The sequence below is a fragment of the Melaminivora alkalimesophila genome, from assembly GCF_000282995.1.
Lineage (GTDB): Bacteria > Pseudomonadota > Gammaproteobacteria > Burkholderiales > Burkholderiaceae_C > Melaminivora > Melaminivora alkalimesophila.
The window spans coordinates 1-9690 of the sequence record NZ_ALEE01000634.1; the positions used below are offsets into that span (position 1 = coordinate 1).

5 protein-coding genes are annotated in these 9690 nt (G+C 71.0%); 3 read left to right on the plus strand and 2 right to left on the minus strand.

The window, feature by feature from the left end; translation table 11 throughout:
* Window positions 1–152: 152 nt before the first annotated feature.
* A complete protein-coding gene (locus A612_RS12350; RefSeq protein ID WP_019374780.1) occupies window positions 153–1676 on the minus strand; it encodes an FAD-linked oxidase C-terminal domain-containing protein in 1524 nt (507 codons plus the stop codon).
* 116 nt (window positions 1677–1792) lie between these two features.
* Between A612_RS12350 and A612_RS12355 the strand changes: the two genes are divergently transcribed.
* Window positions 1793–2827 (plus strand): Ldh family oxidoreductase, encoded by a 1035-nt coding sequence (locus A612_RS12355; protein WP_040436804.1) that lies wholly within the window; start codon window positions 1793–1795, stop codon window positions 2825–2827.
* A 7-nt stretch (window positions 2828–2834) separates the two neighbouring features.
* On the opposite strand, the gene purU is transcribed toward A612_RS12355, so the two are convergent.
* Window positions 2835–3683, minus strand: coding sequence for a formyltetrahydrofolate deformylase (purU, locus tag A612_RS12360; RefSeq protein WP_019374782.1), 849 nt, complete (start codon window positions 3681–3683; stop codon window positions 2835–2837).
* A 75-nt stretch (window positions 3684–3758) separates the two neighbouring features.
* On the opposite strand from purU, the gene A612_RS12365 reads away from it, so the two are divergent.
* Window positions 3759–6461, plus strand: a complete 2703-nt coding sequence (locus A612_RS12365; RefSeq protein ID WP_019374783.1) for a sensor domain-containing protein — start codon at window positions 3759–3761, stop codon at window positions 6459–6461.
* Between the two features lie 272 nt (window positions 6462–6733).
* The coding region (locus A612_RS12370; protein WP_019374784.1) for an LAGLIDADG family homing endonuclease at window positions 6734–9690 on the plus strand (2957 nt) is incomplete at its 3' end.

Below are 9690 nucleotides of genomic sequence, written 5' to 3' on the forward strand. Positions count from 1 at the left end.
GGCGGGCCCGCCGGGCGGGGGTGGGAGAAGCGGACATGGGAAAACCTCCTTCGTGGTGGATGGCAAGGAGGCCATGCTCGCGCGGGCGCGCGCCGCCAGGTGTCAGCCCACGGCGCGGGCGCCTGTGGGGCGGCGGCCGCGCAGGGGCGCGCTCAGAAGCGCGGCAGGTCCGGGTGCCGGATGCGGCCGCCGCGCACCAGCATCTTGCCGTACTCGGCGCAGCGGTTGAGCGTGGGAATGAGCTTGCCGGGGTTGAGCAGCCCGGCCGGATCGAAGGCCGCCTTGAGGGCGAACATCTGTGCGTTTTCCTCGGTGGTGAACTGGGTGCACATGCTGTTGAGCTTTTCCACGCCCACGCCGTGCTCGCCGGTGATGGTGCCGCCCATGGCCACGCTGGTCTCCAGGATGTCGGCGCCGAACAGCTCGCAGCGGCGCAACTCGTCCGGATCGTTGGCGTCGAACAGGATCAGCGGGTGCAGGTTGCCATCGCCGGCGTGGAAGACGTTGCAGCAGCGCAGCTGGTATTTCTTCTCCATCTCGGCAATAGCCAGCAGGATGTCGGCCAGGCGCTTCCTCGGGATGGTCGAGTCCATGCACATGTAGTCCGGGCTGATGCGGCCGCTCGCCGGAAAGGCGTTCTTGCGCCCGCTCCAGAAGCGCGCGCGCTCCTCCTCGTCGCGGCTGACGGCGATCGCCGTGGCGCCGGCGGCTTCGAGCACCGCGCTCATGCGCGCAATCTCTTCCTCGACCTCCTCGGGCGTGCCGTCGGATTCGCACAGCAGGATGGCCTCGGCCGACAGGTCGTAGCCGGCCTGGACGAAATCCTCCACGGCGGCCGTCATGGGCCTGTCCATCATCTCGAGGCCGGCCGGGATGATGCCGGCGGCGATCACCGCGGCCACGGCGTCGCCGGCTTTCCTCACGTCGTCGAAGCTGGCCATGATGCAGCGCGCCAGCTGCGGCTGCGGAATCAGGCGCACCGTGACCTCCAGCGCCACCGCCAGCATGCCCTCGCTGCCGATCACGGCCGCCAGCAGGTCGTAGCCGGGGGCGTCGAGCGCCTCGGCGCCGAAGGTGACGGGCTCGCCCTCCATGGTGTAGCCGCGCACGCGCAGCACGTTGTGCACCGTCAGGCCGTATTTCAGGCAGTGCACGCCGCCCGAGTTTTCCGCCACGTTGCCGCCGATGGTGCAGGCGATCTGGCTGCTCGGGTCGGGTGCGTAGTACAGGCCGAACGGCGCCGCCGCCTCGCTGATGGCCAAGTTGCGCACGCCGCACTGCACGCGCGCGGTGCGGGCCAGGGGGTCCACCTCCAGGATGCGGTTGAACTTCGCGAGCGACAGCGTCACGCCCAGGGCGTGCGGCATCGCGCCACCCGACAGCCCGGTGCCCGCGCCGCGCGCCACCACCGGCACCCGGAGCCGGTGGCAGGTGCGCAGGATGGCCTGCACCTCCTCTTCGGTCTCCGGCAGGCACACCACCAGCGGGCGCTGGCGGTAGGCAGTGAGGCCGTCGCATTCGTAGGGCGTGGTGTCCTCGGCGTGCCACAGCAGCGCGTGCTGGGGCACGTGGGCGGACAGGGCATCGACCACCTCGCGCTGGCGGGCGGTGCGCTCGGCGGGAGTGGGCGCCAGATCGGTGGCGGGCGGGGCGGCGAGGGACGGGCGGCTGGACATGGCGCAACTGTAGGCCAGTGCGGGCCGGCCGGCATGCCGCTGGCCGCACCGCGGTATGCTGGACCGTGTTGCCCCGGATGGCCGGGGCCGATGCTGCCTGCCTTCACCGCCTGCCCATGCCCGCTTCCGCTTCCTCCATCCCCGACACGGTCCTGGTTTCCGCCGACGCGCTGCACGCGCTGGCCGTGCGGGTATTGCTGCGCCTGGGCCTGTCGCAGGCGCACGCCGAGGCCATGGCGCGCACCATCGTCGCCGGGCAGCGCGACGATTGCCAGTCGCACGGCGTCTATCGGCTTCTGACCTGCGCCCAGACGGTGCGCAGCGGCAAGGTCGAACTGCAGGCCGAGCCGGTGGTGGCGCCCACCCGCGGCGCCGTGGTGCGGGTCGACGCGCGCCGGGGCTTTTCGCCGCTGGCCTTCGAGCGCGGGCTGCCGGCGCTGGTCGAGGCGGCCCGCACGCAAGGGCTGGCGGCGCTCGCCATCCACCAATGTTTCCATTTCTCCGCCCTCTGGCCCGAGATCGAGGCCCTGACGGCGCACGGCCTGGCGGCGCTGGCGCTCACGCCCAGCCACGCCTGGGTGGCGCCCGCCGGCGGCCACCGCCCGGTCTTCGGCACGAACCCGATCGCCTTCGGCTGGCCGCGCCCCGGTCCTTACCCCTTCGTCTTCGACTTCGCCACCAGCGCCATCGCCCGGGGCGACCTGGAACTGCACCGCCGCGCCGGCACGCCCCTGCCGGCCGGCTGCGGGGTCGATGCGCAGGGGCGTCCGAGCACTGACCCGCTGGCGGTGGCGCAGGGCGCGATGCTGGCCTTCGGCGGCCACAAGGGCTCTGCGCTGGCGGCCATGGTCGAGCTGATGGCCGGGGCGCTGATCGGTGACTGGACGAGCCAGGAGTCGCTGGAGTTCGACGCGGGCGCGCAGGCGGCGCCCTGCCACGGCGAGCTGGTCCTGGCTTTCGACCCGGCGCGGCTGGCGGGGGGCGATCCGGCGGCGGGGCAGCAAAGCGCCGAGCGCCTGTTCCAGGCCATCACCGACCAGGGCGCGCGCCTGCCCTCGCAACGGCGCTACGCCGCGCGCGAGCGCAGCCTGCAGCGCGGCATCGCCGTGCCGCGCGCACTCTACGAAGAGATCGAGGCGCTCGGCGGCTGAGCCCTCGTCAGCGGAACACCACCGTCTTGTGTCCGTTGAGGAGCACGCGGTGCTCGCTGTGCCACTTCACGGCGCGCGCCAGCACCAGGCTCTCGGTGTCGCGCCCGCGGGCCGTCAGGTCCTCGACCGTGTCGGTGTGGTCGGCGCGCGTCACGTCCTGCTCGATGATCGGACCCTCGTCCAGGTCGGCCGTCACGTAGTGGGCGGTGGCGCCGATCAGCTTCACGCCCCGGTCGTGCGCCTGGTAGTAGGGCTTGGCGCCCTTGAAGCTCGGCAGGAAGCTGTGGTGGATGTTGATGGCGCGGCCGGCGAGCTTGGTGCACAGATCGTCCGACAGGATCTGCATGTAGCGGGCCAGCACCACCAGCTCCGCTCCTTCCTGCTGGATGATTTCGTATTGCCGCGCCTCGGCCTGGGCCTTGGTGGCGGCCGTGACCGGGATGTGGTGGAAAGGGATGTCGTAGCTGGCCGCGAGCTGGTAGAAATCGCGGTGGTTGCTGATGATCGCGCGCACGTCGATCGGCAGCAGCCCGCTTTTTACGCGAAACAGCAGGTCGTTCAGGCAATGCCCCTCGCGGCTGACCATGATCACCGTGCGCATGGGCTCGCTCGCCACGTGCAGGCCGGCGCGCATCTGGAAGGGCTCGGCGAACGCCTGCAGGTCGGTGCGCAGCGTGGCGGCATCGTGCTGCGCGCAGGCGAACCGCACGCGCATGAAGAACAGGCCGGTGGCGTGGTCGTTGTACTGGGCGGCTTCTTCGATGTTGGCGCCGCGCTCGAGCAGAAAGCCCGAGACGGCGTGTACCAGTCCCAGCCGGTCGGGGCAGGACAGGGTCAGAATGTAGGCTTGGCTCATGGCCGCGGATTGTCGCAGCAGGGCACTCTCACTGCAGCAGCAATGGATTTGCAAACCCGGGGGCCACGGCTCCGCATGACGCCCGCCTGGGGCGTCGCCCTGTATCTGGTGCTCGGTGTGGCATGGGTGGTGGTGGGCGACCTGCTGCTCGAGCGCTGGGTGGGAGGCTCGCCGCAGCTCGGGCGCTGGCACGCCCTCAAGGGCTGGGGCTTCATGCTGCTGACGGCGCTGCTGGCGTGGTGGCTGCTCGAGCGCATGCGCCGCGCCGAGAAGCAGCGCTGGGGGCTGGCGCGCGAGCTGGCGCGGATCGCGCGCGATGCGCCGGCCGGCATGGCGCGGGTCGACCCGGCTGCCCATTTCCGCATCGTCTGGGCCAACGAGCTGCTGTGCGAGTGGACGGGCCTGAGCGTGGAGGAGCTGCGCCACCGGCGCTTTCGCGAGCTGGTCGTGCCCAAGGACGCGGACCTGGCCGCCCACCAGCTGGAAGACCTGCTGGCCGGCCGCGTGGACCACTACCAGGGCGAGCGGCTGTGTCTGCATGCCGCCGGTCGGCCGCCGCTGCCGGTGCTGTGCAACGTGCGCGCGGTGCCGGCCAGCGGCGACGAGCCGGCCCACCTCGTGTGCGTCCTGCAGGACATCGGCGAGATCAGCGCGGCGCGCGCGGCCCTCGCGCAGACCCAGGACATCCTGGCGCTGGCCCTGGCGGGCAGCGGCAGCGGCCTCTGGGACTGGGACCTGCGCACGCGCCGCGCCACCTACTCGCCGGGGCTGCTGCGCCTGCTCGGCGAGCACGGCATCGAAGCGCATGGCAGCGCCCCATTGCTGGCGCGCCTGCATCCCGAAGACCGGGAGCGGGTGGAGTGCGCCCTGAAGCGCGCCATCCACAGCGGGCAGGTGTTCGATGAAAGCGCCCGGCTGCAGCGGCTGGACGGCAGCTGGTGCTGGTTCCACGCGCGTGGCCAGCGCCACCTGGACGCCCAGGGCGAGCCCGAGCGCCTGTCGGGGATCCTCACAGACCTGACCGAGCGGCGCGCCGCCGAGGAGCGCCAGCGCCTGGCCAGCGCCGTGGTGGAGAACACCGTCGAGGGCGTGGTCGTGGCCGGCGCGGACGCGCGCATCCTGTCGGTCAACCCGGCCTTCACGCGCATCCTCGGCTACACCGAGGAGGAGCTGCGCGGCCTGAACCCGCGCGTCTTCAAGTCCGGTCGGCACGACAAGGCGTTCTACGAAGCCATGTGGGAGTGCGTGCTGCGCGAGGGCCACTGGCGCGGCGAGATCTGGAACCGGCGCAAAAACGGCGAGGTCTTTCCCGAGCGCATGTCGCTGTCGGTGGTGCGCGACGCCCAGGGCAAGGTCACGCACTACGTGTGCATCTTCACCGACATCTCGGAAGAGCGGGCCCGCCAGGCAGAGCTGGAGCATCTCGCGCACCACGACCCGCTCACCGGCCTGTCCAACCGCCTGCACTTCGGTCAGCAGCTGGCGGCGCTGGTGCAGGAGGCGCAAGGCAGCGGCGAGCAGCTGGCGGTGCTGCTGCTCAACCTCGACCGCTTCAAGGACGTGAACGGCAGCTACGGCCACGCCGTGGGCGACCAGGTGCTGCGGCACATCACCAACCAGGTGCGCGCCGCGCTGCGTCCGGGCGACCTGATCGGCCGCCTGGCGGGCGACGAGATCGCGGTGGTGGCGCGCCACCTGCGCCATGCCGACGGCGCGGCTGCCGTGGCGCGCAGCCTGATCGCGGCGGTCGGCCAGCCCTGGCACACCCCCGAGGGCATCGCGGTGGTGGTGGGTGTGAGCGTGGGCATCTGCATGTACCCCAGCCAGGCCGACACGGCGCAGCTGCTGCTGCAGGGCGCGCATGCCGCCGTATATGGCGCCAAGGCCCTGGGGCGCGGTGTCTATTGCTTCTATTCCGAGGAGATGACCCAGGGCGCGCGCGAGCGCCTGGAGATGGAGGCGCGGCTGCGCGCGGCGCTGGCCCAAGGGCATCTGCAGCTTTTCTACCAGCCCCAGGTGGAGATCGCCAGCGGCCGCATCGTCGGCGCGGAGGCGCTGGTGCGTTGGCTCGACCCGGACGAGGGCCTGATACCCCCGGCGCGCTTCATTCCCGTGGCCGAGATGTCGGGCGTGATCGGGGCGCTCGGCCAATGGGTCATGCGCGAAGCCTGCCGCCAGGGCCAGCAGTGGCGCGCGGCCGGCCTGCCGGAGCTGCGCATCGCGGTGAACGTCTCGCCGCGCGAGTTCCATCTGACGGACGTCGCCGCCTGCGCCGCGCAGGCGCTGCAGGACAGCGGCTTCCCGGCGCGCTGCCTGGAGCTGGAGCTGACCGAGGGCGCGCTGGCCGAGCGCCCCGAGGAGGCGCGCCAGACCCTGCTGCGGCTCCAGGAGGTGGGGGTGCACATCGCCGTGGACGACTTCGGCACCGGGTATTCCTCCCTCGCGCACCTGAAGCGCTTTCCCATCGACGTGCTGAAGATCGACCAGGGCTTCACCCGCGACGTCCCGCACAGCGCCGACGACATGGCGATCAGCGCCGCCATCATCGCTATGGGGCAGCGGCTCGGGCTGCGGGTGCTGGCCGAGGGCGTGGAGACGGCGCAGCAGCTGCAGTTCCTGCGCGAGCACGGCTGCGACCTCTACCAGGGCTACCTGTGCAGCCGGCCGCTGCCGGCGCAGGAGTTCGAGGCGCTGCTGCGCGCCGGCCCGCCGGAGGCCCCGCCGCTGCCCGGCGGCGATTTCCGGGCGCTCGCTGCGCTCCTGCCGCGGGCGGGTTAGGATCGGACACCGGCCGTGCCGTGCGTGGCGACCGCAGCGCTTCGGACCGTCGATTGAAACAAAGTGCAAATTCTCTTGCGCTGCAGGAAAGCCGGAAAAACCAGGCCGACGACCGGCCCGGCATGGCGCAGGCGCTATAGGAAATGGCACAGCCGTAGGCGCACGCATCGACAGGCCTTGTCCCCCCATGAGGGCAGCCGGTGTAAAAACACAGGCCTTCCGACGCTGCGTCGGATGCCCCGTCCACCCTTCTTTCGAGATTCCCCGACGCCATGCAACGCGAACCCACCGACCTTGCCCCCAGCCTGCCCGCCCAGCCCATCAGCCTGGACGTGCTCGGCGAGAAATACCTCAAGAACGGCGAGCACGATGTGGACCAGCTGTATGCGCGCGTGGCGCGCGCCCTCGCCTCGGTGGAGAAGCCCGAGCTGCGCGAGAAATTCGAGCAGCGCTTCCTGGAGAACCTGCGCGCCGGGGCCATCGGCGCCGGGCGTATCATGAGCGCCGCCGGCACCGACATCCAGGCGACGCTGATCAACTGCTTCGTGCAGCCGGTGGGCGACTGCATCCAGGGCGTGGACGACGCCGGCTACCCCGGCATCTACGAGGCGCTGCGCGAGGCCGCCGAGACCATGCGCCGCGGCGGCGGCGTGGGCTACGACTTCTCGCGCATCCGCCCGCGCGGCGCGCTGGTCAAGGGCACGGCCTCGATGGCCTCGGGCCCGTGCAGCTACATCAACGTCTTCGACCAATCCTGCTCCACGGTGGAGAGCGCCGGCGCGCGCCGCGGCGCGCAGATGGGCGTGCTGCGCATCGACCACCCGGACGTGCTGGACTTCATCACCGCCAAGAGGACGCCCGGGCGCTGGAACAACTTCAACGTCTCGGTGGGCGTGCCCGACGCCTTCATGCAGGCCGTCGAGCAGGACGGCGAATGGGAGCTGGTGCACCGCGCCGAGCCCGGACCGGAACTCGTCAAGGCCGGCGCCCGCCAGCGCGCCGACGGCCAGTGGGTCTACCGCACCCTGCGCGCGCGCGAGCTGTGGGACACCATCATGAAGTCGGCCTACGACTTCGCCGAGCCGGGCATCCTGTTCCTCGACCAGATCAACAACGACAACAACCTGCGCTACACCGAGGGGATCGAAGCGACGAACCCTTGCGTGACGGCTGACACCTGGGTGCTGACCGAGGACGGTCCGGCGCAGGTCAGGGACCTCGTCGGCGTGCCCTTCGGCGCGGTCGTGGACGGGCGGGTGTACCGGACGGAGAGCGCGGGCTTCTTCGCCACCGGCGTCAAGCCGGTGCTGCGCCTCACGACCCGGGAAGGCCACGCGCTGCGCCTGACGGCCGACCACCGCGTGCGGCGCGTCAAGCGCAAGACGCGTTACGCCCTGGAGGCCGAGTGGATCGAGGCCGGTGCGCTCCAGCCGGGCGACGAGGTGCTGCTGCACGACCACCAGGCCCTGGCCGGGTGGAAGGGAGCGGGGACCGAAGCCGAGGGTTACCTGCTGGGCTTGCTGATAGGCGATGGTACCCTCAAGGCCGACAAGGCGGTGCTCAGCGTCTGGGCGCCTGAGCTGCGTGCCGTGAGCGGGGGTGACGTGGGGCAACCCTACGCACGCTCGGGCGCGGCCGGGATCGTGCAGGCAGCCGAGGCGGCAGCGGCCACGCTGGGCCACCGCTCGGACTTCCAGGGGTTCCAGAAGCCCGTCGCAGGCCGCGGCGAAATGCGCATGGCCAGCGCACCATTGCGCGACCTGGCCCTCGCCATGGGCATGGGCGTTGGTCACAAGACCATCACCGCCCGGATGGAGCGCGCCTCCTCGGCGTTTGCCACGGGGCTGTTGCGCGGCCTGTTCGATGCCGACGGCAGCGTGCAGGGCGCGCAGGACAAGGGCGTGAGCGTGCGCCTGGCGCAGAGCGATGCCGGGCTGCTGCGCACCGTGCAGCGGATGTTGGGCCGGATGGGCATTGTGTCGTCGATCCACGAGAACCGCCGCCCGGCCTCGACGAACCCGTTGCCCGACGGCCGCGGCGGGACGCGCGACTACGCCACGCGCGCCCAGCACGAGCTGGTGATCAGTGGCGACAACATCGGCCGGTTCGCTGAGCGCATCGGTTTCGCCGACACGGACAAGGCCGAGCGCCTGGAGGAGGCGCTGGCGGGTTATCGCCGCAGCCTGAACCGCGAGCGTTTCACCGCCACCGTGGCAGCGCTGGTCGAGGACGGCGAGGAGATGGTCTTCGACGTGACGGTCGCGGACTGCCACGCCTTCGACGCCAACGGGCTGTATGTGCACAACTGCGGTGAACAGCCCCTTCCGCCCTACGGCTGCTGCGACCTGGGCCCCGTCATCCTGACGCGCTTCGTGCGCAACCCCTTCGGGCTGCACGGCGAGGCGAGCTTCGACTTCGAGGCCTTCGAGCAGGCCGTGGCCATGCAGGTGCGGGCGCTGGACAACGTGCTGGACGTGACCTTCTGGCCGCTGCCGCAGCAGCGGGCCGAATCGAGCGCCAAGCGGCGCATCGGCGTCGGCTTCACCGGCATGGGCAACACGCTGGCGATGCTCAAGCTGCGCTACGACCGCCAGGACGGGCGCGACATGGCGGTGCAGATCGCGCGGCGCATGCGCGACGCCGCCTACCGCGCCTCGGTGGAACTCGCCAAGGAAAAGGGTGCCTTCCCGAAGTTCGACGCCGCCGGGTATCTCGCCGAAGGGACGTTCGCCAGCCGCCTGCCCGAGGACATCAAGCGCGCCATCAGAAAGCACGGCATCAGGAACAGCCACCTGCTGTCGATCGCCCCCACCGGCACCGTGAGCCTGGCCTTTGCCGACAACGCCTCCAACGGCATCGAGCCGCCGTTTTCCTGGACCTACACGCGCAGGAAGCGCGAGGCCGACGGCAGCAAGAGCGAATACGTGGTGGAGGACCACGCCTGGCGCCTGTACAAGACGCTGGGCGGCGACGTGAACCAGTTGCCCGAATATTTCGTCAGCGCCATGGACATGTCGGCCAGCGACCACGTGGCCATGATGCAGGCGGTGCAGCCCTACATCGACACGGCGATCTCCAAGACCGTGAACGTGCCCGAGGACTATCCCTACGAGCATTTCAAGGACCTGTACCTGCAGGCCTGGCATTCGGGCCTGAAAGGGCTGGCGACCTACCGGCCCAACAGCATCCTGGGGGCGGTGCTGGAGGTGCCGGCGGCCAGCCCCCCCCC